This window comes from Cutibacterium nasicola, from assembly GCF_052654715.2.
The window spans coordinates 2,471,925-2,494,841 of record NZ_CP199745.2; the positions used below are offsets into that span (position 1 = coordinate 2,471,925).

The window sequence follows — 22,917 nt, forward strand, 5'->3', positions numbered from 1 at the left end:
AGCCTCAGACGATGGGGAAGCAGACGTCGCAGACCGGCTCTTCCATACCGGTGGTGTCCCAATTGGCCCAGTAGACCTCGCGAGGGGCGTCAGTGCGCACCATTCCGGCTTCTTCCAACCAGTCACCGAAGTCGTCGTAGATCTCGTCGATGTCGGGGTACTCGAGCTCGGCCTTGGTGACCGTCACCCAGGCCTCCCGATGGGCGTCAACGGTGCGTACACTGACGTCTCCGGGCAGCACGGAGTCGTCAATGGAGCCCTGAATTGGCTGGCACACCTCGACGGTGCCGTCATGCTCGGCGGTGAGACCGTCGTGGTAGATGACGAAGGGGGAGGCCTTGTCGAGGGCGGGGTCGCCGGGGGCGAGGCGTTCCAGTGCCTTGAAGGCCTCGTCCATGAACGGATCGAGCTCGTCGATGGACACCACCCGGGTCATCGAGATGACCCGGGTGGCCTCAACCTCCCTGATCTTGACTGGACGATCCATCATTGACCTCCATTCGACTGAGATGGCTCGGCCATCGACTCCTTGGTCTGGGACGTCGGGTGACCGCTGTCGGAAGCCTGGCTCAAGGCGCGGTGGCGTCCGTACTCGTCAAGGGTTGGCATGCCGTAGGCGCGGGCCGTCTGGTCGTGGAGCTCAATGACCTGACGACGAATCCGCTCGGAGAACTCGTGGGCGATCTCCCCGGGGACAGGGTCCATCGGGTGTCCAATTGCGACGTGGATCGGGGGGCGCCCCTTGGGGAGGCCCGCCTGTTCGGAGGGCATAGCGGCCCAGGCGCCGACCAGGGCAATCGGGATGACGGGGACTCCGCGCGAGATCGCCAACGCAGCAGCGCCCGGTTTGAAGGGCCCCATCGCTCCGGTGCGCGACCTCGTCCCCTCCGGGAAGATCAGCAGTGGGACGCCGTCAGTCAGCAGGGATCCGGCCATGCCTCGATGAGAGCGCGGGTTGCGAGCCCCGCGCTTGGTCTTCCCCCTGCCTCGATCAACCGGGAAGGCATTGAAGAAGAGCACCGGCGCGAAGGCCTTCCACCATGCGGTGAAGAAGTAGTCGGCTGCGGCTCCGGTTGCCAGGTACTTCGAGAGCCGCCTCGGCAGCGCTCCGAAGACCAGCGGGGCGTCGAGGTGGGAGGAGTGATTGGCGACGGCCACGTAGGGGCCGTCGAGTCCGTCGAGGTTGTCCGCACCGTGCACGGACACCTTCACCAGTTTCCACACCAGTGGCCGTAGTAGGAGCATGTTCGCTGTCTGCCGCGCCACAGCGGAAAGATCATTGGTGTACCGGCCTCGGTCCTTGGTGGGCTTGACGCTGGCCATCTCAGGCCTCGTCTCCCGACGTGTGTTGTGGGTGATCGTCCTTGTCCCGCGACGAGGACAGGGTTCGTGACAGGAATCTCATGGCGGAGCGTGGAGTGTGGGTGGCCACTGCGATGAAGAACTTCCAAAGTGGGGTGGGGATGGATACCACCTTGCCATGATCGAGGTCGTTGAGTGCCTCGCGCACCAGGACCTCGGCGTCAATCCAGAAGAAGTCCGGCAGATGGTTGGCAGTGACGTTGGCGCGGGAGTGGAACTCGGTGTGAACCCATCCGGGGCACAGGGCCATTGCCTTGACGCCGGTGCCGGCAAGTTCATTGGCGAGACCCTCGGTGAAGGTGAGCACCCACGCCTTGACAGCCGAGTAATTGCCGGTGTTGATCCAAGCGCTCGAGGAGGAGACGTTGAGGATGGCTCCGTGACCGCGGGACTTCATGGCTCGCCCGGCCGCGGCTGAGAGCACCAGAACTGTCCGCATCATGACCTCGAAGGCGCGGTCCTGCAGTTCGAGGGCGCCGGGATCGAGGATCTTGGTGTGTACCGCGAAGCCGGCGTTGTTGACGAGCAGATCGATGGGGTGGAAGGGGTCCTCGAGGCGTGCGGCGATCCGATCCACGTCCTCGCGCTGCGACAGGTCCGCCTCGATCGTCTCGACGGACACCCCGTACCGGGCTTCGATGTGCGCCTTGATGGCGGCCATCCGCTCGGTGTCGCGGGCGACGATGACGATGTCGTCTCCACGGGCAGCCAGTTGGGTGACGAACTCGCGGCCAATACCTGACGTTCCACCCGTGACCATGCTCGTTGCCATGCCCTCCAATCTACGGCACTCGCGGGATAGGCACCATCTTCACATGGACTTTCGGCGGCGTTCTGCCGAGGCGAAAGCACCGATCGCAGAACGGTCGGTTCCTCGTGGCACAGTGTTTGGCATGACGAAGTGGATCATTGGCGGCCATGTCGACATCGCAGACGCCGTGGCACAGGCGGCGGCACGTGGAGCCGACATCGCCCAGATCAGCCTGGGTGACCCGCAGTCCTGGAAGAAGCCGGTCTGCGACTTCCCGGGTGGCGCCCAGGCTCTCAAGGAGGCGGCTGAGGATGCCGGGTTGAAACTCGTCGTACACTCAACCTTCGTCATCAACGTTGCATCCCTCAACAACCGCATCCGTATTCCCAGTCGTAAGCTGGTCCAGCAGACCCTCGACGCCGCCGCCGAGGTCGGGGCGATCGGGGTTGTCGTCCACGGTGGCCACGTACGTGCCGGGGAGTCGATCGAGAAGGGCCAGGACAACTGGCGCAAGGCCGTCGACGGCTTCGAGTTCCCAGTGCCGCTCTTCGTCGAGAACACAGCCGGTGGAGACAACGCGATGGCCCGCTACCTGGAGAGACTGCAAGGCACCTGGGAGGCGATCGGTGCCGCGTCAGGTCATGAGAATGTCGGATTCTGCCTGGACACCTGTCACGCTTTCGCGGCTGGTCTCGACATGACGACGCTGGTTGATGACGTCCGTGGAGTCACAGGTCGAATCGATCTCGTGCATGCCAATGATTCGCAAGGACCGGCTGGTTCCGGACGGGATCGCCACGCCAACCTGGGTGAGGGGGAGTGCGAAGCCGACACCCTTGTCGACGTCATCCGTGCTGCGGATGCTCCGGTCGTCGTCGAGACGCCGGGGGATGCCGGGGGCCAGGCACGCGACATCGACTGGCTGCGTGAGCGCTTGTGACAGCTTCCTGCGTCGGACGATCGGGAACACTACGATGGAGTGTCAGGTTTGTACCGGCAAGGGGGAACGTTCATGACACCGAGCACACATCAGTCCTACAAGGCTGAACTCGCCCCAGCCGGGGAACTTCTCGGCCAGCCGGTACCGGGCGAGGACCTCGTCGAGAATCACCTTGCCCACATGTTCCGTGACACGGTCACGAACCATGGCTTTCGTCCGGCAACTCGTGTTCGTCAGGATGGCGAGTGGATCATTCGCACCTACGCGGAGACGGGTCGGCGCGTCACTGGTTTGGCGCGAGCATTCGTCACTCCGGGGGTACTGACCGAGGACGGTCTGCAGCGAGGGGACCGCATCTCGCTGTTCGCAGGCAACTGCCCGGAGTGGATTGAAGCTGATCTCGCGGGCATGACGATCGGCGTCGTCCCGGTGCCGATCTACCCGACGTCGACTCCCGACCAGATCGTCCACATCGTCACTGATGCTGGGGTTCGGGCCATCGTCACCGCTGGCCCCAAGGAACTTGACCGCATCCTCGAGGCACGGGACCAGATGCCCTGTTTGGAGACGGTCGTACTGATCGACCCGGCTGATCGCGTTGGTGATCATGACGGTCTGACGGTGCTTTCCCTGGAACAGGTCCGCGAGGCCGGGGTCTCCGAGAAGATGCAGCCCGTCGTCGAGGAGCGCATGGGGCAATCGTGCGCCGACGACGTCGCCGCTCTCATTTACACCTCGGGGACCACCGGGGAGCCCAAGGGAGTCATGATCAGCCATCGTGCGGCTCTGGCTGAGTTGCAGGCCCTTGACGCCTTCTTCGATTTCTCCCCGGCCGATCACTCGCTGAGCTTCCTGCCGCTGTCGCACGCCCTGGAGTGGGGGTGGTCGATGGTGGTCATCCGACACGGATGCCTCAACACCTTCGTGCCCAACCCCAAGACGATCTCGCAGATGCTGGCAGAGGTTCGTCCGACCCTCTTCGTCTCGGTGCCGAAGCTCTATGAGCAGGTGATGAAGGTCGCTCGTGAGAAGGTTGCTGATTCACCCGCCAAGCTCAGGATCTTCGAATGGTCGCTCGAGGTCGGGCGCGAGTGGTGGCAGGCCGAGCAGGAGGGACGGCGTCCCAGCATCTGGCTGGAGGCGCGGCACAAGATGGCTGATCGTCTCGTCCTGAAGGCCATCCGTGATGCCGTTGGAGGGCCCAAGACCGTGCTGGCGGCCGGTGGTGCGCCACTGCGCAAGGAGGTCGAGGAGTTCTTTGCCGCGTGCGGTCTGCTGGTGTGCCAGGGCTATGGGCTGACGGAGGCGTCCCCGTTGGTGAGCTTCAACTCGCCAGGCGGATGCAAGTTCGGCACTGCTGGCAAGCCGCTGGTGGGCAGCCGGATGTCGGCGACTGAGGAAGGGGAGATCCTCTACCGTGGCCCGAACATCATGAAGGGGTACTGGAAGGCCCCGGAGGCGACGGCTGCGGCGATCGAGGACGGTTGGCTGCACACCGGCGACATCGGGTACATCGACGGTGACGGCTTCCTCGTCATCACTGATCGACTCAAGGACATCATCGTCACCCTCAACGGTAAGAACATCTCCCCGCAGCCGATCGAGAACTCCCTCATGAAGGATCCTCTCTTCGAGCATGCGGTGTTGCTGGGCGATAACCGTCCGTGTCTGACCCTGCTCGTCAAGCCGTCCCTGCCTCAGGTGGAGGAATTGGCCGAGAGGCTGCACATTGCCTCAATGACAGGCCCGGAGATGCTTCGCTCCGAAGAGCTCGCGGAAGAGATCCGCCGCCGGGTGACCGAGATTACCGAGAAGCTGCCTCATCAAGAGCAGATTCGTGATCTGCGGGTGCTGTGGGACGAGTTCACGACAGACAATGGTCTGCTCACCCCGACCCTGAAGGTCCGTCGTGGCGAGGTTGAGAAGAGATTCACCGAGACCGTTGAGGACATGTACGCGCGGATTGCGGCCCGGCGGAGGGCCGGGAGGAAAGACTCGAAGCGCTGACCTGGGGAGGTCATGCGCTGGCACATCGGCTTCCGCGGGCCAGTGCAGGGTCATGGGTAGATCTACCAGGGACCTGCCGTTTGCTGTTTTGCGCCTCTGGATCCGACGCTGTGTCGATTCTTGTCAGCACGGGGGCGGTCACATCATTCTGGTGCCCCCGGACAGCCGGGTGAGCGCACCCCCACATCAAGGAGAACGTATTGGCCGGTATCAGAGCGTGAACGGTCGACGGCGTGGCGCCCGGCATCGACGATTTTTGTCAGCCCGCCGGGGGTAGGGACACCTCTGTTCCTCGGGCGGTCTCACGCCGGGAGTTTTCGACATCGGGTGAGTCGCCACCCAGTACGAGACGGTGTGAATCACCGTGCGGTCGCTTTCCCTAGACTGTGCAGACATGGGACTGCGCGACCTGCTGATGAATCATGGAATGGCCGAGGGGGGTCTTGAGCTCTCCGACGTCCTCAACATCCTCTCCAAGGGGGGAGTCCTCGTCGATGTCAGGACTCCCCGCGAATATGAGGCTGGCCACGCTCCCGGAGCGAGGTTTGCCAATCCCAAGGAGTTGATCGCCGACCCGTTCACCGCGGTCTATGGCGATGACCCGTTGGCCGAACCCGACCCGCATTTCATTCTGGTGTGTGACACCGGTTTGCGATCCGGTCATCTGGTGGACCGGGTACGGGAGAAGGGTTACACCTGTGACTTCCTCGCATCCGGCCTGCGCGCATGGCGGGCAGGCGGGGAAATTCTCATTCCTGGGCCACCGCGCGGCTGCTGACACGTCGCGCCGCGGCTCATCGCCGTCAGGGTCCCGACTCGACAGCCCACGGCAGACCTCGTCCCAGCCCCTGTCAGAACTTCCAAACGAACATCGCCCCCTCACCGCAGGTGAGGGGGCGATGCGGTGCCAGGCGTCAGTGACGCGACTTGCGGATGGCGTCGATTGCCATGATGGCCAGCGCTCCCAGTCCGGTGAGACCGGCCAGGCCAGTCAGACCAGTGGCGGGATCACCGCCGGTGGAGGGAAGCTGGTAACGGCGGTGCGGGGCCTTGGAGCCGTTGGATCCGCCATGACCCGGCGTGGTGCCGTGTCCTGGCTTCGTCTTGCCCGGGATGGTCGGCGGGGCGTCACCCGGGTCGGCCTTCTTCGCGACGAAGTCGAGAGTGATCTTCGACGGGGCTTGGAGGACGACCTTGCCGTCAACGACCTGACCCTTCGCGGTGCCGATGACCTTGCCATCGTCGAGAACGAGAATCTTGCGATCGGTCGGCACATTCAGGACGAGGGTCCCGACGACGGTCGGCCCGTCGTTCTTCACGGTGACGATGACGTCCCCATTGGCGTCGGCGTGGCAGGTGATTGAGATCGAGTCACCCTTGGCGAAGCGACCCGTCATCGTCCCGCACTCACCGGCCAGGGTCCGCTCCGGACGCTGCATGGTAATCTTCACGGTCTTGGTGACGGCGTGACCAGCCGAGTCGACCGCGGTGAGGACGACCGGGACGGCCTGGTCCATGACGAGCCCACTCAGATTGGCGTTGACAACGATGTTCTCGTCGACATCGTCAACCACCTTGTAGGCGGCGCGGATCTGGGCGAGGACGTTCTCGTCAGGGTTGACGACCAAGGCAGCCGGCCCTTCGATACGAGGAGCAGCGTCTACCGTGAACGGCACGGCGACGTCGGTACGACGATCAGCACGGTCGGTAGCGGTGACGGCCAGCTGGTGTGCGCCAGCAGCCAGGTCCTTGGTCGGCAGCTTGACCGTCAGCTGGGTGTAGCCCTCACCGGTCTTGGCCGACTCAGCGGCATTCTTGACGGCCTCCGTGTCGACAGCCTCCTGAGCAGCAGCGGCCTTGGCTGCGACCTTCTCAGCCTGAGCGGCCGAGTTGGTGGTTGCAGTGGTGGCACCGGTGTCATCCGGCTCACCTTCGAAGGTGACGTCGGCACTCTCGGCGGGTACCACCTTCGTGGCCTTGAAGGCGACCTGCTTGCCGTCCAGGGTCACCTTCATGTTGCGAAGGTGAGCGTCAGAGGCCTTGACGGTGATCGTCGTCGGCTCGGACACCACCTCACCAGCCTTGACGCCGGCAACCTCGACATCAGGGGCCTCGGTGTCGCTGATCACAGGGATGATCTGCTCCAGGCCATTGCCCATGAGGTCGTAGAGACCCAGCAGGATGCGGTCGCCATCAGAGGCGGTGACATCCTCGGAGAATCCGCGCTTGTTGATGTTGGCGCCCGGATCCCAGATGCTGGTGACGTTGCTGACGATGTTGCCGTTGATGGCCAGGTTGTAACCGAAGGCGTTGTCCCATACCTTGCCGGCGAAGGTGACGTCCTGCGACGGCTCGGTGATGTAGATGGCGCCGTCCTCGGCGATACGCGGACGATCAAGCTGGATACCGGGGATCCGGCTGTCGTAGAACACTCGCCATGCACTCTCGAGGGTCGTGGCTCCCTCAGTGGTGTCGGTGACCGTGTAGCCGATCTTGGTCAGACCCTGGTTGATCGGCACCTTGACGGAGAAGTGCAGCTTGGAATCGAGCTGGACTTCCTTGCCCTCGATGGTGAAGGACTTCGGTGCACGGTTGAAGGCGCCCGAGATCGTGTAGGTACGAGGGTCCGTCTTGGTGTCGACGTTCGGGTCCTTGCCGTCAAGGAAGATGTCCTGCTGGCCGAACGGGGAGTTCGGATCTGCCATGGCCGGGTTGTCGAAGGTGATGCGCAAGGCGTTGTCCTCGGTGACAGGGCGGTCGAGGGGCAGGGCGACGGTAGTGACGTTTCCCCCGTCATTGGCCGCCACTACGACCTGGGTGGCCGACTTGCCCGGGGTGACGGTCGCCTTGAAGGTGCCGTCGGCATTCGCCTGGACCTTTTTGTCATCGATCATGACTGTCAGCGGGCGACGCTGATCGCCAACCTTGGCCTGGTCGTCGGAGACCCTACCGGAGACGTCGACAGTGCCGTCGTCGTTGATGGTGACGAGGCTCTGCGAGTTGCGGGCGGCATCAGCGGTGAGCTGTGGGCCCTTGAGGTCGACGTCGATCCATGTCGTCGAACGGTCGAGGATCTTGCCGGCGGCGTCGTAGGCGAGGATTTCATAGCTGTTGTGGCCCTCGGCCCATTCAACCATCGCGCTGAAGTGGTGGTCGGCGTTGATCGTGGCGTCAACCCCGTTGACGGTCACCTTGGCAACCTCGCCGGAGACGATGCCACGGATTGGCAGGGTCTTGTCCTTGCGCAGGAAGGGCTGGTTCTCGACCTGGGACATGCTCGAGGAGTCGGGGGTGTCGGCGTTGACGACGGCTCCCCCGAGCAGGGAGTCGGGGGTGGCCAGCACCGTCTTGTCGAGCATCACGACGGAGGTCGTGGTGTTGAGGGCACGGTCAGCGGCAGTGATCTGCACGTGCTTGGCCGCAGTCGGGTTCGACACGGTGAAGACGGTCGCGCCGGGTACCGACTTGGTGTCAGCGGTCAGCGTCTTGCCCGAGCCATCGCGAGCGGTGACCGTGCCGGCACCGGAACCGGCGTCGGTGACCTTGGCGATGACCGAGGCGGTGCCGTCGGCGTTGTTACGCACCGAGGTGGCCAGCTTCGGGGCACTGACGTCGAGGATGAAGGGCATCTCGACGGTCTGCCAACTGAAGTCCGGCGACAGACGAGCCTGCACCCTGAAGGTGTACTTGCCCTCGGGAGCCGTGACGAAGGTGGCCTTCTTGGCGTCCCACACCTTGCCGTCCCAGCCGCGGTCGGGGTCACTCTCGGCGGCGTTGGTCTCGGCGCCGACGAGGTCGTTCAGCAGCATGTGCTGCAGGTCGCGGTTGGAACCAAGCTCGCGGACGGTCTTGCCGTTGGCGTCGACGACGGAGAACTTGAGCTCCTGTGCCGAACGCAGCAGCAGCGTCTGGGCGAAGATGGTGTCGAGCATCCCGTCACCGTTGGGGGAGAAGAAGTTGGCTCCCACACCGCGCTCGATGGTCATCGAGTCGAAGGCCTTGCTGGCGAGCACGGTCTTGTGCGGGTTCTCCTTGCCGAAGACCTGGGACATCAGCGACGGCGCCTTGGAGTAGACGGGGGTGTCGATGATGTTCTCGGCGTTCCAGTCACCGACGAAGCCCATGTAGGGCAGGGTCAGGTCAGGCTGGGACGGATCGGTGGACGAGAACTTGAACCAGCCCCCGATCCAGTGGGAGTCGCTGGTCTTCGGGGTGATGGTCCAGGAGACATTGGCGGTGCCGTGGGCCGGAATCGTCACGGTGTGAGTCCCGGCGGCGGCCTTCTCCGCGGTTGAGCACGAGGTCAGCGGGTTGTCGCCACTGTGGTCCTCGTTGATGACGCAGGTCTGGCTGGTGGTGAAGGTCTGCGGCTTGTCACCGAGGTTGGTGAGGACGACGTTGACCTCACGAGCCGAGGTGATCTCCTTGAGGGCGGCGTTGGGCCGGCCGTTGACGGTCGCCAGCACGCGAGTCCTGGTGGCGCGGTCAACCTGGGCGAGTCCGGCACCGATCTGGCGGGGAGCCAGTGGCACCCCGTTGGGGTACTTGAGGATCTCGGCGGTGTTCGACATCGCGGTGCGCAGGGTGGAATCCGCCGCGACGCGGGACAGGCTGGGATTGGTCTTCCTCAGTGACTGCAGCATGAGGGCCGACAGTCCGGCGACGTTCGGGGTGGCCATCGAGGTGCCCGACATGAGGCCGTACTTGTTGTCGTTGAGGGTCGAGTAGACGGACCCACCGATACCGGCGATCTCAGGCTTGAAGTTGAGGTCCGGGGTGGCTCCCCATGAGGTGAAGCTCGAGGCGAGCAGCGGGTCGGGGTTGTCGACCAGCCTGTTGGACCTGGTGAGCTGGATCGACACCTCCTTGCCGGACTTCATGACGGCGACGAGCTTCTGGCCGTCGTCGTGACCCATGCCGGAGACCGGAACCGTGGAACCGTCGATGCCGGCCATGCCGGGGATGTCGTTCCCGCCGCCGGCATTGTTGAAGATGATGACACCGGTTGCACCCTTGTCAACGGCGTTCTTCACCTTGTCGGCGAAGGAGATCTCACCGCGCTCGATGAGGGCCCAGTTGCCCTTGACCTCGGCCGCGACCTGCTTGGGCTTGCCGATGCCGGCGGCCACCAGCTTGTGGACCTCGACGTCTCCTGGGCCGGCCTGCTGCTGGTAACCGACCTCGGCCGATCCGCCGTCCCAGCTGGCCTTCGCAGCGGTGACGACCTTGTGGGCGTTGTTGATTGACGCTACGGACCAGGCGGCTGGGGCGGTGGCGGGGCTACCGAGGGCGCCGTTGTCGAGGAGTTCGAGGGCGTCGACCTCGTCGCCCTGGGCGGAGGTCGACAGGCCGTCGTTGCCCGCGGCGACGATGACCTGGACTCCAGCGTGCTGGGCGTTGGCGATGGCGAGGGCCTCACCCTGATCGGCGGAGTCCACGCCGTTGGCAGAGCCGAGGGACATGTTGATGACGTCAGCGCCGTGACGTACCGATTCCTCGATGGCGGCGACGATGTCGTCGGTGTAGGCCGATCGGGACTTGGCGGGATCGTTGGAGAACACCTTCATGGCGAGGAGCTGGGCTTCGGGGGCGGCGCCGTTGACGCGTCCATTGGTGACGGCGTCGGCGTCAGACCCACCGTTGGCAGCCACGATGCCGGCAACATGCATGCCGTGCTGGGACGCAGTGGTGTCCTTGACGTTGCTGTTGCGGTCGGCGAAGTTGTAGCCATAGGGCACCTTGTCGGTGAATCCGTCAGCAGCCTCGAGCTTGGCATCGGTTTTGCCCCCGGCGTCGAGACGCATGTCCTGGTGCTTGATGTCGATACCGGTGTCGACGATGGAGACGACGGTTCCTCGTCCGTCGAGTCCGGTCGTGCGAGCTGCAGTGGCTCCGGTCGCCAGGTTGGCGTCGTCATCGACCGCCTCGTAGGCGCGCACCGGTTTGACGGAAATGACGCCCGGCTGGGTCTCCAGGATGGGGATGTCAGAGGTCTCGACCCAGGCCGAGAACCCCTTGACGAGCATACCGAATCGGCGGTCAACCTTGATCGGGACCTTGGACTGGATGGCACTGATGGTGCGGCTCAGTTCGGCGAGATTGGTTTTCTCGACACCGCGTCCGGAAGGCTGCCCCTTCAGGAGCACCATGACCTTGACCTTCTCGGACTGCGTCTGAGTCGCGGGAGTGAGAGAGGGGATCGGTGGTGTTGGACTCGGGGTGGCCATCGCGACCGGAGTGGCTGCCAGCGTCAGCGCAACAATGCCTGCGAGCAGCCCTCCTCCTCGAGATGTACGCATATGTGTGACCGTCTTTCCTCGACACTGCGGCCGGACCTCCCGGGCTCGCATGCATGGCAGACAGATTGTCCACGGATCCGGCGCAGTAGACACTGTGACCACATGTCGGACCCTCGAGCGTAGCCCCAGCCTTTAGGGAGAATCCTGTCGGACCGCCCCCGGTGAGCGTGAGACCGCGACGGAGAAATTGATTAAATCGTTACCTATGGCTCAGGAAAGCCTAAGTGTCTATCTGATGCATGGATCGTGGGCTCTGAGTGCCGTAGGGGTGAGACGGTCAGGGCTGATCTTGTGGATTCGGAGAACGACGACCCAGCGGGTAAGCTGTTCAACTGGCTGCCCGTCATGGCAGCTGACCGGTCGGGCAGACCCCGGTCGGTGGCATTCGCCCTCCTGCCACGGGATGTACTCGTGGCCGCTGAGACCAGAGGAGGTGGAGTCAGCGTATGCGTAAGTACGAGGTCATGATCATCATAGATCCGACCGTCGAGGAGCGTCAGGTCGATTCCCTCATGGAGAAGTACCTGAAGATCATCACTGACGAGAAGGGCACCGTTGACAACGTCGACGTATGGGGCAAGCGCCGCCTGGCCTACGACATCCAGAAGAAGTCTGAAGGCATCTACGTCGTGATCAACGCGACCTGTGAGCCTGCGACCATTCAGGAGATGGATCGCCTTCTCGCCATTGACGAGAAGATCCTGCGCACCAAGGTCATGCGTCCCGAGATCCACTGAGGATCGAGGACCCGCGCTGTTCGCCTCTGTTCTTCGGGGAGATTCCGAAGACTGTCCTAGGTGGGCGGCACACTGGAACCATTGATTCGCAAAACCCCGAACCGCGGAGAGTGACATGGCTGGCGAAACCCCCATCACGGTGATTGGCAACTTGACTGCCGATCCTGAGCTGCGCTTCACCCCTAGTGGGGTGCCTGTCGCGAATTTCACGGTGGCATCAACCCCGCGAACCTTCGACCGACAGACCAACGAGTGGCGCGACGGCGAGGCAATGTTCCTCAACTGCTCCGTGTGGCGTCAGTTCGCCGAGAATGTCGCTGAGTCCCTCTCCAAGGGCATGCGTGTCATCGTCAACGGCAACCTCAAGGCTCGCTCCTACGAGGATCGCGACGGCAACCGCCGTACCTCCTACGAGATCGATGTCAACGAGGTGGGTCCGTCACTGAGGTTCGCCTCGGCCAAGGTGGCCCGCAACCAGTCCTCCGGCGGAGGCAATTGGGGCGGCAATGCTGGCGGTGGCCAGGGTGGCTGGTCCGGCGGCAATGGTGGCCAGGGTGGTAACTGGGGTGGAAGCTCCGGTAATCAGGGGTCCTACAACAATGGTGATGCCAACCGCGGCGGCGGAGTCGATCCTTGGGCCTCGGCCCAGACCGATGAGCCCCCGTTCTGATCGGTAGATCTTTGATCGGGAGGTCAGATTCTCCGACCGCCATCGTCATCGATACAAGAAACATCAGGTTCGGTGCCCCGTATGGGGCCACGGACAAGGCACATTCCGGCGAAAGCCGGGCTTTCACACGAAGGAGAGCACCACAATGGCCGGTCCACAGCGCAAGTCTGTGAACAAGAAGAAGGTCGTCCCCGTCAAGACTGTGCACATCGGCGCGGTCGACTACAAGGACACTGCCCTGTTGCGCAAGTTCATCTCCGAGCGAGGCAAGATCCGCGCTCGTCGCGTCACCGGGCTGTCGGTCCAGGATCAGCGCAAGGTCGCCATCGCGATCAAGAACGCTCGCGAGCTCGCACTGCTCCCGTACGCCTCGACGGCTCGCTGAGAAGGGAGAAAGACATGAAGCTCATTCTCACGGCTCCGGTGGCCAAGCTCGGTGCCCCCGGTGACATCGTGGAGGTCAAGGACGGTTACGGCCGTAACTACCTGCTGCCGCAGAACTACGCCATCAAGTGGACGCGCGGTGCTGAGGCCCAGATCAAGGACATCACCCGCGCCCGCGAGGCCAAGGAGATCAAGTCCAAGGAGGAGGCCGAGCAGGTCCGTTCGCAGCTGGAGCACCTGGTCGTCCAGGTGACCGTCCAGGCTGGCGAGAGCGGTCGTCTGTTCGGTGCCGTCACCCCTGGCGACATCGCCCTGGCCGTCAAGAAGGCTGGTGGCCCCGCCCTCGACAAGCGGACCATCGAGATCAGCAAGCCGATCAAGACCATCGGCAAGCACACCGTCGGCGTCAAGCTGCATGACGCCATCAAGGGTCACGTCACGGTGGAGACTGTCCCTGCCGCGTGATCTGACGCACACGCAGGCATGAGGGAGGGCACCCATGTGGGTGCCCTCCCTTTGTTGCGTCACCACCGGCGAAAGTTATGACGAAGCCTGACTCCATTGTGCAGCCGCACGGGGTCACCGCACGGCGACTGAGAAATCAGCGGGTTGTAACGCTCAACCACCAGGGTACGTATCGTGCCGAAATTACGGTTCAGGCCGGTGCGGATGTTCTCCAGGCGCTCCTCGGGGAGGGGATTCGTCTGCAGTACGGCGCATCCCGAGCACGACTGCGAGTCCACTGATGCCGAAGGCGATGCGCCAGCCCCAGGTGCCGATCTGATCGTGGGCCAACGTGGCGGTCCCGATGAGTAGGACGGCTTTGGCGACGTGGGTGGAACCATGCTGCACATGAGTGGAAAAGTGTGGCACTGTTCACAGAGTTGTCACACGATGGGGCGAGGCGTGGCAGAAGACGGCGACTGGCAGGCCGGTGTGGTGTTCACCCACACGTTGTCGCTCGTCCTTGATGACAAGGCGCAAGAGGTTCTTCGTGGTGTTCGGAACCGGCTCATGGCAGCAGGGATTCGGGTGCTGCACGAGCCTGCCCATGTCACGGTGGCGGCGGTGTCGACCATGGATGGCGTTGATCGTGATCTCGTCGACGTCGGGTGGCCGGAACGAGTGATGCTGACGACCTCGTGTCGATTGCCGAATTCTGACGGTGTGGTGGCGCTGTGCCCTCACGATCCAGCGCGCTCCGACGTCATCCGTTCTCAGGCCGGGTGCTCCGGCACCAGCTCCCCTGCCCACCCTCGCTCGGGTCTCGCGGTCTGCGATCCCATCACCCCCGTCCCCATGATGATTTCTGACACCTCGCCGGGGGAGAGTGTCGAATCGTGCTCCTTCCCCTCCGAGGTCGACGGTTTTCGCACCTCCGGGATTCCGGAGGTGCTTCGCAGACCCCACGAGGCTCTGCATCATCGGCTGGCTGGGGCCGGAGTCACCACCTTCAATTACTACGGGCCGCGGTGGTGGAATCCTCACGTCACGATGGGATACCAGGTTCCGCCTGCCTTCCAGGGGCGTGCGGTCGAGATCCTGGCCGACGTCGTGCCTCTCGAGGTCGGGGTGACGGGGGTTTTCGTCTGGTGTGTCGAGGACGGTCGAACGTACTCCCTGTGGCCCTGAGCGCGAAAACCGTCATCATGGGTGGGGGGAGATCACAGCAGCGATGGCTCTCCATCCTGGGGCGACATTTTTCGTCACCCTGGGGCTGTCTGGTGCCCTCACGGGCTCGAGACACGAACATGTCGGATGACATCGTCAAGGCGTTCAACGATCAGATCTCCTCGGACTCACCGCTGACATGACTTACCGTCAGCGGTCATTGAGGCCATCGGCGATGGCGGCCCAGACCTGTCTCGTCAGGACGCCGAGCTCGGCTCTCGCATGGAGTCCATTGAGAACGCTGAATGACGTTGCACGACGCGGGGCTCGCCCTGACGATGCACCTTGCCCAGCCTGTTGTGGCTTATGGTCGTAACTGTGAGAGAGCTGTGTGCATGACGACCGTGGTCGTCGCTGGGAGGTCTCAACCCCGACCACGGCCATTGATGTCAGGCGACAGGGCATTTGCGTAGCAAAACTGTCGGTCTCTGCGTCTATGGTGTTAGCCCGGATGCATTGACGTGGATCAGCGTCTGCCGCATCCGCACGGCCCCCAATCGAGAGGTTTCCATCCGTGAACTGGCTGCACGCCGTCATCCTCGGCATTGTCGAGGGCATTACCGAGTTCCTGCCTGTCTCCAGTACGGGCCATCTCCGCATCGTCGAGAAGCTGCTGGGGTATGACATCCAGGGTGCCGGGATCACTGCCTTCACCGCGATCATCCAGGTCGGTGCGATTATCGCCGCCATCATTTACTTCTGGTCTGACATCGTGCGCATCGTCGTCGCGTGGTGCAAGGGCCTGGCCCACAAGGAGGATCGCGACGATCCGGATTACACCCTCGGGTGGGGCATCATCCTGGGTTCGATTCCGGTGGGCATCGTCGGCCTGTTGTTCAAGGACGCCATCGAGAACACCCTGAGTTCCCTGTGGGTGGTCGCCATTGCCCTCATCGTCTGGAGTGGCGTGATGTGGCTGGGGGACCGTCAGTCGGGCCTCGACCGCGGCATGAAGGAAGTCGGCATCTTTGACGCCATCTTCATCGGCTGCTTCCAGGCACTGGCTCCGCTGTTCCCGGGTATTTCTCGTTCGGGCGCGACGATCTCTGCCGGTCTGTTCCGTAAGTTCGATCGCGCGACCGCGACCCGTCTCTCCTTCTTCATGGGTATCCCGGTGCTCGTGGCTGCGGGCATCTACGAGACCATTTCGGCCACCAGTGACATCTCCACCGCCAGCGGCGGCGCCAACGCGATTGGTTGGGGGCCGACGATTCTGGCGACGGTGGTCTCCCTCATCGTGGCCTACGTCTCGATCGCGTGGCTGCTGAAGTTCGTCTCCTCGAACAAGTTCACCGGGTTCATCTGGTATCGCATCGTCGTGGGCCTCATCATGATCGGCCTCATCCTGACGAACGTGGTCACCGCCTGATCCTCATCTGACGCATCGAGGGCCGACCTGCCTCAAGCGGGGTCGGCCCTCGACATCGTGTGCGTAGATCACCCAGATTGGACCTCCCTCAGTCTCCCGACTCAGCCGCCATTGAGCGGTTGAAATCCTGTTTCATGGCGCGCCATCCGTCGGCGTCGCGCCCGGCGAACCAGTAGGCCGACAGCTGCACCCTCTCTTTCGGTAGTCCGCGCTCGAGGCGCAGGTGACGGTGCATGGGGCGGACCATCGCTGCCTCTCCGTGAACGAAGGCGTGGACGTCGGCAGGCAGGTCGAGGTCCCCCACAGTGGCGACAATCCCCGCGAGATCCCGGGGAACCGTCACGATTGTGATGCGGTCGTCGCCGGGGAGGGGGTAATGGTGATGCCCGTCAACGAGGACGACCGTGGCGCGGGCCGATTCCGGCAGGGCAGCGAGGGCGTTCGCTACTGCTGGCAGAGCGACCGCGTCGGCGACGGCGAGCAGGTGGGTGAGGTCCGAAGGCATCCGCCAGTGGCCTCCCGGGCCCCGTACTGCAACCTTGTCCCCGGGCTTGACGATTCTCGACCACTGGGATCCGGGGCCATCATGGGCGTCCGCCTCGGTCTCGGGCCCGAACTGCAGGACGTCGATGCCCCACGATCCGTCATCGGACCAGCGGCGACGGGTGTATGTACGCAGCTGGGGATGGGAGGTGTCCTCGCTGACAGGTGCGCGGAGGTCGGCCCCATTGGACGGCAGGACGATCTTGACGTGATCGTCGACCGAGGTGATGGGTGGCATGTCACACGGTTCGAAGTCGATCGAGATGACGTTGGGGATGTCGTGGCGGACCTCACGGACCCGCGCCAGATGCCGGGCTTTGACCATGTGGCCAGGCTACATCAATTAAGAAACAATAGTGTTTCCAAATGTGTGTGGGTCCGGGTTTGTGGCGTGCGAGACAGGCATCTGGAGGCGGGAACCCCACTTCTCCAGGAGTTGTCCACAGGGTTATCCACCAACTGGGGACAACTCACACAGATGTAATTCGGTCAGTGTGGTTCGTAATCTGCTCTGCCTCCAGATGCGAAAAATGTCAGCCGAGGTGGGGGAGGCAACACGGGAGTGCCTTCCCCCGACCTCAGCTGACAAGAATCGCCGGACACCGCATCCAGGCAACCGACGATGACCGTCAGCTGCCGTCAGGACAGCGCAGCGTCGGTGATGGTCTTGGTGGACACTGTCGGACCGCCGTGGGGAACAACCTCGGTCTGGGGTGGTTCCTTGGCGAGGGAACGCTGTCGAATGCGCGTTGCGATGTTCGTACCGGCCAGCACAGCCAGGAACACCACACCGGAGACTGCCGACATCATGGACGAGGTTGCCAGGTCCCAGGTCTTTGCCAGCTCGAACCCGACAATGGCCGAAACCACCGCCACGACGACGGTCCACCCCACCATCCGGCGTAGGGTCTTCGCCATCAGGAGGGCAGTGGCCGGCGGAGCGATCATGAGTGCGACGACGAGGATGGATCCGACCGCCTCGAAACACACCACCACCGTCAGGGCGATGAGGCACATGAGGATTCCGTTGGACAGCCGGACCGGCAGGCCCATGGTGCGAGCCAGCTGCGGGTCAAAGGTCGCCACCGCAAGCACCCTTCGCATCGCGAAGAGGACGATCGCGGTGATGACACACACCACGATCTCCTTCCACATCGTGATGGGGCCGATGTCGATCGTCCCGAACACGATGTGGTTCACCGACAATGCCTGCAGGTTGATGTTACCGGCGAGAATCGTCGATTCATCGATGTGAACCTCAGTCAGCACCGTCGACAACAGGATGACACCGATGGAGAACAGCACCGGGAAGATCAACCCCTGGTTTGCGTCGCCGGTGACCAGTCCGGTTCGGGCCAGCCACTCGGCCCCGATGACGACGACCAACCCCATGAGCGTGGCGATGACAACCAGCAGTGGCGAGTTCAACGAGCCCGACAGCAGCGCCCCGATGGCGATACCCGGCAGCACCGCGTGGGACATCGCGTCGACGAGCATCGACTGGTGGCGCAGCACAAGGAAGATCCCGGGCACTGAGCAGGTGACAGCCGTGACGATGGCCAGGAGCAGGATGGAAGTGATGAGTGGCATGTCAGTTCTCCTCTGCCTGTGCTGCCAGTGCGCGACGCCGTGACACCCAGATCTGGGTCAATGACCGGTGCGGGGAGAAGAGCATGGAGAAGGCGAACACGACGAACAACACGACGACGATGACCGGCCCGGTCGGCACCCGGCCCATGCACACGGCCAGGTAGGAACCGGCGGCTCCGCACAGCGCTCCCAAGATCGCGGCGAGGATGATCATGGTGTGCATGTGGCGTACCCACAGCCGGGCGGCGGCAGCCGGCATGATGGCCAAGGCGATCATGAGTACCAGTCCCACGGTCTTGACCCCGATGACGATGGCCGTCGTCGTTACCAGGAACAGAATCGTCGACACGGTACGCCCGGAGTATCCGGACATCGTTGCGAAGACCGGGTCGAAGATGAAAAGTGTCAGCCCACGCCAGGTGAGGGTCGCCACCCCGACCGCGATGAGCCCGAAGACGAGGATGACGATGTTGTCCTCGGTCGTCAGAGTGGCGGCGTTACCGAAGAGGTAGGTGTTGATTCCCTGACGGTTGGGCAGGGTGGACTGGGCGATGATGCGCAGCCCGACCATGCCACCGCCGTAAAAGAGTGCCAGGCAAATGGCCATCGCTGCGTCGATACTCACCCGCGAGTGGGCGCTGATGACGTTGGCCAGCAGGGCCGCGAGCGCCGACGAGATGACGGCACCGATCGTCAAGGTGACCATGGAGCGACCGTTGACGTTGAACACCGCGGCCGCCACGATGAAGGCCCCGACGACCCCTGCGATGGCGGAGTGCCCGATGACGTCGGCCAACAGGGACTGTTTCCGCTGGTACAGCAGACACCCCAGCCCGCCGGAGAACAGTCCGATGAGGACCGTGCCGATGAGCATCGTCCGGTAGGTGTAGCTGCCGAAGAACTCCGAGGCGGGGACGATCTCGGCAAGAACGAGGTCGCTCATCGTGCCCCCGTGAAGATGTCGTCGCTGATGCCGTAGGCAGTGTGGACGGTCTCGGTGGTGAAAGCCTCGGCAAGGGGCCCGAAGGAGACGACCTTCCCCTCTGCCAGCAGGCACGCCCAGGTACAGATGCTGGCCACACTGGCGAGGTTGTGATGGACGATGACGAGGGTTTTGCCCTCCGAGACGAGTATGTCAAGAACGGACATCAGGGTGCGCTCGCTGGCCGCGTCGACGCCGGCGAAGGGCTCGTCCATGAAGAAGAAGTCGGGGCGCTGGGCCAGGATCCGCGCCATGAAGGTCCGCTGTTTCTGTCCACCGGAGAGTTCAGTGATATGCCGGTCGGCGTACTTCGCAATGCCGACGGTCTCCAGCGACTCCCGGACGATCTGCTTCTCCGCAGCTCCGGGGCGCTTGAACCACCCAAGTCTGCCAAAGGTTCCCTGAGCCACGACATCTCCGACAGTCGCCGGGTAGTCCCAGTCGACGTCAGCGGCTTGTGGCATGTACCCGATGCGGTGACGTATCTGGTTGAGGGGTTTGCCGAAAATCTGGACTGACCCGGTGAGGGTGGGGATGAGCCCGAGAGTGGCTTTCATGAGGGTGGACTTGCCAGCCCCATTGGGGCCAAGGAGGGCCAGGGCCTCACCCGTGGGCAAGCTGAGGCTGGCGTGGGACACGGCGATGGTGTCCTGGTACGCGACGGTGAGGTCGTCAACCTCGAGGGCTGCTGGTTCGGGGGAGGACATGGGCTTCTCCTTGCAGACAGGTGCCGCCCACGTGGTCATGGGCGGCACTGTTCCGCTCACTTGAGGGCGTTGGTGATGGTTTCCGCGTTGTACTGGAAGACGCCCAGGTAGGTGTCGACCGGGGCGGCCTCGCCGAGCGAGTCGGCGTACAGCGGCTTGTCGGACACGGTCACGGATCCACCCTTGGCGGCGACGGCCTCCTTGAGGTGCTTGATGGCTTCAGGGTTCTTGAGGTTGTCCTGGAAGATGGTCTTGATCTTCTTGTCGGCAATGAGCTTGGCGAGGTCGTCCAGCTGAGCCGCGCTCATCTCGGACTCCGAAGAGACGAAGTCGGTGGCGTGGATCTCGATGCCGTAGGTCTTGCCGAGATAGTTGAAGGCGTCGTGACCGGTGATGAGGATGCGATGACCCTTGGGGATCTGGTTGAAGAGTTCGCCCGCCTTCTTCTTCTCCTCATCGATCTTCTTGTTGTAGGCCTCGCCGTTCTTCTCGTAGGTGTCGGCGTTGGCCTTGTCGATCTCACCCAGCTTCTTGGCGGTGGCGGTCACGACGTGCTTCCAGTTGTCGGGGGAGTTCCACACGTGAGGATCGTGGCCCTCGACCTTGCCGTCCTCCTCCCAGGGGAGCAGATCGGACTCGGGGATGGATTCAGCGGCGGGGACCTGCTTGGCCTTGAGCTTGTCGAAGTGGTCCATCATGTGGTGTTCCATGTCATGGCCGGTCCATACCACGACGTCGGCCTTCTCGATGGCCTCGATGTCACCGGTGGACAGTTCTTGGGTGTGGGGGTCGCCGCCGGGCTTGACGAGCACCTTGACCTTGGCGTCAGGGGCGATGTTGTGGACGGCGTCTCCGAGGTATCCGGTGGAGGCAACGACGTTGAGAACCTTCTTGCCGGAATCACCGGATTCAGGATTGGACTTCTCGGTGGAACAGCCGCCGATGCCGGCAGTCATGGTCAATGCTGCGACGACGGCAGCCGCTGATCGAAGGATGGAGGACTTCATGAGCCTGGCTCCTAGGTGGTGTGAGGTGTGTGCCCGTGCGGTCACATGAGCAATCGAGACCATAGCAAAGGTGAGCCTTACCTAATGTGAGGGGGTGGGGATTTCGCACCTCCCCGCTCCAGATACCTCTCGCACTCGATGTCGCTGTGAGGGTGGACAATGGACCGGCAGTGTCAACAGGAGGCCAGGTCAGTGACGGTTCCAGAACTTTTCGGAGACCCGGATCAATGGCCTGACGAGGATCTCATCGCGATCACGGGAGCTCTCAGCCCTCACCTGGTGTTGGCGGCGCTCCACGAGGGCGTCTTTCCCATGCCCATCACTGATGACGAGGTACCCCCGGAGTTCCAGGGCGCGACGGCGTGGTGGTCTCCCATGCGCCGAGGTATCCTGCTGCCCGGTCATCTCAAGGTCGCTCGCAGCCTGCGCAAGTCGACCAAGCACCAGACAACCACCGTCGACCGCGCCTTTGATGAGGTCATCGCACGATGCGCTGACCCGAATCGCCCCTACGCCTGGATTGATGACCACGTCATCGAGGCGTATGGCTACCTCCATGAGCGAGGCTGGGCTCATTCGGTGGAAACCTGGGACGACACGGGTCGTCTCGTGGGCGGGCTCTACGGCGTCAGTGTGAGCGGATTGTTCAGCGGGGAATCGATGTTCCATGACCCTCAACATGGGCGCGACGCCTCCAAGACGGCGTTGCTGAGGCTGGTGTGTGAACTCGGGTCGGGATTGTTGGACGTGCAGTGGAGCACCCCACACCTGGCACGTCTCGGCGTCACTGAGGTCGACCGGGCGGAATACCTCAATCTCCTCGATGACGCCCTGGATCGTCCGGCTCCGCACTGGACGAGCCCCGATGATCCGGCGTGGAACGGCGTCCAGCTCCTTGATCGGCTGCGCGAAATGCCCGTCTGATGGAGTCGGGGTCACTGTGGTGATCTCGCGGATAGTCTGACCGCGTGTACGGATACTTCGGCCCCGCAGGCACTTTCACCCATCAGGCCCTCAAGACCCTCGGCCATGTCGATGCACGCCCCTATGCGACGGTTGGCGCCGCATTGCAAGGAGTCGTCGACGGTGACGTCGAGGCATCGTTGGTCCCCATCGAAAATTCCGTCGAGGGCGGGGTGAGCGCGACCCTGGACACCCTCGCCACTCTGGGCGGTGTGCACATTGTTCGTGAGGTCGTCATCCCGGTGCAATTCAATCTTTACGTTCGACCCGGGACGACGCTGTCATCGATCCGCCACGTCCTGACCCACCCCCATGCCGCGAACCAGTGCCGGGACTGGCTTGCTGCCAACCTCCCGAAGCACGTTGACGTCACCCAGGGCGGGTCGACTGCCGCCGCAGCGAAGGAGGTGTCGGACCCACAGTCCCGTTATGATGCTGCAGTCTGCGCCGAAGTTGCGGGAACGATGTATGGATTGACAGCTGTGGCACAGGCAATTGCGGACAATCCGAATGCTGTCACGAGATTCATCTTGGTCGCGAGAAGTGGCCAGATGAGTGCTCGCACAGGGGACGACCGCACGACTGTTGTCGTCGTTCCCCCAAGCGATCACCCGGGTGCCTTGTTGGAAATCCTGCAGCAGTTCTCCTTCCGCAAAATCAATCTGTCGAGAATTGAATCGAGGCCGACCAAGGACCGTCTCGGTGAGTACTGCTTCTCCATTGACGCCATCGGTCACGTCGCGGACGAAAGGATGGCTGCTGCGCTCAAGGGGTTGTACCGGATCAGCCGTCAGGTGATCTTCCTCGGATCCTATCCAAACGGTTCCACAAGGGGGCTTGCGTCTCCGGAGGGTCCTGATGTCATCCGCGGCTTCAGCGACGAGGACTACGTGGCTGCGGAGAAGTGGTTCCAAGGGGTCATCGGGAAATCGTGA

General features: G+C 63.2%; 20 protein-coding genes and 3 pseudogenes. 12 read left to right on the forward strand and 11 right to left on the reverse strand.

Going from position 1 to position 22,917, the window contains the following annotated elements:
* Positions 1-4: 4 nt before the first annotated feature.
* The 3 genes from ACUCCZ_RS11510 to ACUCCZ_RS11520 are packed head-to-tail and all read right to left on the reverse strand — an operon-like array spanning position 5 to position 2,134.
* Positions 5-487: a GyrI-like domain-containing protein gene (locus tag ACUCCZ_RS11510; RefSeq protein ID WP_435917703.1), complete on the reverse strand. Its 483-nt coding sequence runs from the start codon at positions 485-487 to the stop codon at positions 5-7.
* Positions 487-1,323 (reverse strand): lysophospholipid acyltransferase family protein, encoded by an 837-nt coding sequence (locus ACUCCZ_RS11515; protein ID WP_435917550.1) that lies wholly within the window; start codon positions 1,321-1,323, stop codon positions 487-489. The genes ACUCCZ_RS11510 and ACUCCZ_RS11515 overlap by 1 nt, the downstream gene beginning before the upstream one ends.
* 1 nt (position 1,324) lies before the next feature.
* Positions 1,325-2,134, reverse strand: a complete 810-nt coding sequence (locus ACUCCZ_RS11520; protein WP_435917548.1) for an SDR family NAD(P)-dependent oxidoreductase — start codon at positions 2,132-2,134, stop codon at positions 1,325-1,327.
* 121 nt (positions 2,135-2,255) lie between these two features.
* Between ACUCCZ_RS11520 and ACUCCZ_RS11525 the strand changes: the two genes are divergently transcribed.
* From ACUCCZ_RS11525 to ACUCCZ_RS11535, 3 genes are all read left to right on the forward strand, one after another.
* Entirely contained in the window at positions 2,256-3,053 is a 798-nt protein-coding gene (locus ACUCCZ_RS11525; protein ID WP_435917546.1) for a deoxyribonuclease IV, read from the forward strand.
* A 72-nt stretch (positions 3,054-3,125) separates the two neighbouring features.
* On the forward strand, positions 3,126-5,060 hold the full coding sequence (locus ACUCCZ_RS11530; protein WP_435917545.1) for an AMP-dependent synthetase/ligase: 1,935 nt from the start codon (positions 3,126-3,128) through the stop codon (positions 5,058-5,060).
* Between the two features lie 394 nt (positions 5,061-5,454).
* The gene (locus tag ACUCCZ_RS11535; RefSeq protein ID WP_435917544.1) at positions 5,455-5,838 is read left to right on the forward strand and encodes a rhodanese-like domain-containing protein; all 384 of its coding nucleotides are present in this window, start codon (positions 5,455-5,457) and stop codon (positions 5,836-5,838) included.
* A gap of 136 nt (positions 5,839-5,974) precedes the next feature.
* On the opposite strand, the gene ACUCCZ_RS11540 is transcribed toward ACUCCZ_RS11535, so the two are convergent.
* Complete coding sequence (locus ACUCCZ_RS11540; RefSeq protein ID WP_435917702.1) at positions 5,975-6,175, reverse strand: hypothetical protein; 201 nt, start codon at positions 6,173-6,175, stop codon at positions 5,975-5,977.
* A 3,066-nt stretch (positions 6,176-9,241) separates the two neighbouring features.
* Positions 9,242-11,410, reverse strand: a pseudogene (locus tag ACUCCZ_RS11545) (S8 family serine peptidase); the annotation flags it as partial.
* A gap of 395 nt (positions 11,411-11,805) precedes the next feature.
* On the opposite strand from ACUCCZ_RS11545, the gene rpsF reads away from it, so the two are divergent.
* From rpsF to ACUCCZ_RS11580, 7 genes and pseudogenes are all read left to right on the forward strand, one after another.
* Complete coding sequence (gene rpsF / locus ACUCCZ_RS11550) at positions 11,806-12,096, forward strand: 30S ribosomal protein S6 (RefSeq protein WP_435917543.1); 291 nt, start codon at positions 11,806-11,808, stop codon at positions 12,094-12,096.
* Between the two features lie 115 nt (positions 12,097-12,211).
* A complete protein-coding gene (locus tag ACUCCZ_RS11555; protein ID WP_435917542.1) occupies positions 12,212-12,766 on the forward strand; it encodes a single-stranded DNA-binding protein in 555 nt (184 codons plus the stop codon).
* Positions 12,767-12,911: 145 nt separating this feature from the next.
* A complete protein-coding gene (rpsR, locus tag ACUCCZ_RS11560; RefSeq protein ID WP_004809778.1) occupies positions 12,912-13,151 on the forward strand; it encodes a 30S ribosomal protein S18 in 240 nt (79 codons plus the stop codon).
* A gap of 14 nt (positions 13,152-13,165) precedes the next feature.
* Positions 13,166-13,615: a 50S ribosomal protein L9 gene (rplI, locus tag ACUCCZ_RS11565; protein WP_435917541.1), complete on the forward strand. Its 450-nt coding sequence runs from the start codon at positions 13,166-13,168 to the stop codon at positions 13,613-13,615.
* A gap of 441 nt (positions 13,616-14,056) precedes the next feature.
* Complete coding sequence (locus ACUCCZ_RS11570) at positions 14,057-14,782, forward strand: hypothetical protein (protein ID WP_435917540.1); 726 nt, start codon at positions 14,057-14,059, stop codon at positions 14,780-14,782.
* A 119-nt stretch (positions 14,783-14,901) separates the two neighbouring features.
* A pseudogene (locus ACUCCZ_RS11575) lies at positions 14,902-14,996 on the forward strand (ferritin); the annotation flags it as partial.
* A gap of 339 nt (positions 14,997-15,335) precedes the next feature.
* Positions 15,336-16,190 (forward strand): undecaprenyl-diphosphate phosphatase, encoded by an 855-nt coding sequence (locus tag ACUCCZ_RS11580; RefSeq protein ID WP_435917539.1) that lies wholly within the window; start codon positions 15,336-15,338, stop codon positions 16,188-16,190.
* 88 nt (positions 16,191-16,278) lie between these two features.
* Here ACUCCZ_RS11580 and ACUCCZ_RS11585 read toward each other — a convergent pair whose 3' ends face one another.
* From ACUCCZ_RS11585 to ACUCCZ_RS11610, 6 genes and pseudogenes are all read right to left on the reverse strand, one after another.
* Positions 16,279-16,695 carry a siderophore-interacting protein gene (locus ACUCCZ_RS11585; protein WP_435917701.1) on the reverse strand — a complete coding sequence of 139 codons (417 nt, stop codon included), beginning with the start codon at positions 16,693-16,695 and terminating at the stop codon, positions 16,279-16,281.
* Between the two features lie 66 nt (positions 16,696-16,761).
* Positions 16,762-16,971 (reverse strand): annotated as a pseudogene (locus ACUCCZ_RS11590) (siderophore-interacting protein); the annotation flags it as partial.
* 401 nt (positions 16,972-17,372) lie between these two features.
* Entirely contained in the window at positions 17,373-18,323 is a 951-nt protein-coding gene (locus ACUCCZ_RS11595) for a metal ABC transporter permease (protein ID WP_435917538.1), read from the reverse strand.
* A 1-nt stretch (position 18,324) separates the two neighbouring features.
* The gene (locus ACUCCZ_RS11600; protein WP_435917537.1) at positions 18,325-19,266 is read right to left on the reverse strand and encodes a metal ABC transporter permease; all 942 of its coding nucleotides are present in this window, start codon (positions 19,264-19,266) and stop codon (positions 18,325-18,327) included.
* Positions 19,263-20,012, reverse strand: a complete 750-nt coding sequence (locus tag ACUCCZ_RS11605; RefSeq protein ID WP_435917536.1) for a metal ABC transporter ATP-binding protein — start codon at positions 20,010-20,012, stop codon at positions 19,263-19,265. Before ACUCCZ_RS11605 ends, ACUCCZ_RS11600 begins: the two co-directional genes overlap by 4 nt.
* Before the next feature lie 56 nt (positions 20,013-20,068).
* Positions 20,069-21,019, reverse strand: a complete 951-nt coding sequence (locus ACUCCZ_RS11610; protein ID WP_435917535.1) for a metal ABC transporter substrate-binding protein — start codon at positions 21,017-21,019, stop codon at positions 20,069-20,071.
* Between the two features lie 192 nt (positions 21,020-21,211).
* Here ACUCCZ_RS11610 and aat point away from each other — a divergent pair, with 192 nt between their 5' ends.
* Both aat and pheA read left to right on the forward strand, forming a co-directional pair.
* Complete coding sequence (gene aat / locus ACUCCZ_RS11615; protein ID WP_435917534.1) at positions 21,212-21,943, forward strand: leucyl/phenylalanyl-tRNA--protein transferase; 732 nt, start codon at positions 21,212-21,214, stop codon at positions 21,941-21,943.
* 44 nt (positions 21,944-21,987) lie between these two features.
* Positions 21,988-22,917, forward strand: coding sequence for a prephenate dehydratase (gene pheA, locus ACUCCZ_RS11620; RefSeq protein ID WP_435917533.1), 930 nt, complete (start codon positions 21,988-21,990; stop codon positions 22,915-22,917).

Bases quoted from the DNA above. Each gene is read 5' to 3' on its own strand.
- ACUCCZ_RS11510 (WP_435917703.1), bottom strand. From the start codon at position 487: ATGGATCGTCCAGTCAAGATCAGGGAGGTTGAGGCCACCCGGGTCATC.
- ACUCCZ_RS11515 (WP_435917550.1), bottom strand. From the start codon at position 1,323: ATGGCCAGCGTCAAGCCCACCAAGGACCGAGGCCGGTACACCAATGAT.
- ACUCCZ_RS11520 (WP_435917548.1), bottom strand. From the start codon at position 2,134: ATGGCAACGAGCATGGTCACGGGTGGAACGTCAGGTATTGGCCGCGAG.
- ACUCCZ_RS11525 (WP_435917546.1), top strand. From the start codon at position 2,256: ATGACGAAGTGGATCATTGGCGGCCATGTCGACATCGCAGACGCCGTG.
- ACUCCZ_RS11530 (WP_435917545.1), top strand. From the start codon at position 3,126: ATGACACCGAGCACACATCAGTCCTACAAGGCTGAACTCGCCCCAGCC.
- ACUCCZ_RS11535 (WP_435917544.1), top strand. From the start codon at position 5,455: ATGGGACTGCGCGACCTGCTGATGAATCATGGAATGGCCGAGGGGGGT.
- rpsF (WP_435917543.1), top strand. From the start codon at position 11,806: ATGCGTAAGTACGAGGTCATGATCATCATAGATCCGACCGTCGAGGAG.
- ACUCCZ_RS11555 (WP_435917542.1), top strand. From the start codon at position 12,212: ATGGCTGGCGAAACCCCCATCACGGTGATTGGCAACTTGACTGCCGAT.
- rpsR (WP_004809778.1), top strand. From the start codon at position 12,912: ATGGCCGGTCCACAGCGCAAGTCTGTGAACAAGAAGAAGGTCGTCCCC.
- rplI (WP_435917541.1), top strand. From the start codon at position 13,166: ATGAAGCTCATTCTCACGGCTCCGGTGGCCAAGCTCGGTGCCCCCGGT.
- ACUCCZ_RS11585 (WP_435917701.1), bottom strand. From the start codon at position 16,695: ATGCCTTCGGACCTCACCCACCTGCTCGCCGTCGCCGACGCGGTCGCT.
- ACUCCZ_RS11595 (WP_435917538.1), bottom strand. From the start codon at position 18,323: ATGCCACTCATCACTTCCATCCTGCTCCTGGCCATCGTCACGGCTGTC.
- ACUCCZ_RS11600 (WP_435917537.1), bottom strand. From the start codon at position 19,266: ATGAGCGACCTCGTTCTTGCCGAGATCGTCCCCGCCTCGGAGTTCTTC.
- ACUCCZ_RS11605 (WP_435917536.1), bottom strand. From the start codon at position 20,012: ATGTCCTCCCCCGAACCAGCAGCCCTCGAGGTTGACGACCTCACCGTC.
- ACUCCZ_RS11610 (WP_435917535.1), bottom strand. From the start codon at position 21,019: ATGAAGTCCTCCATCCTTCGATCAGCGGCTGCCGTCGTCGCAGCATTG.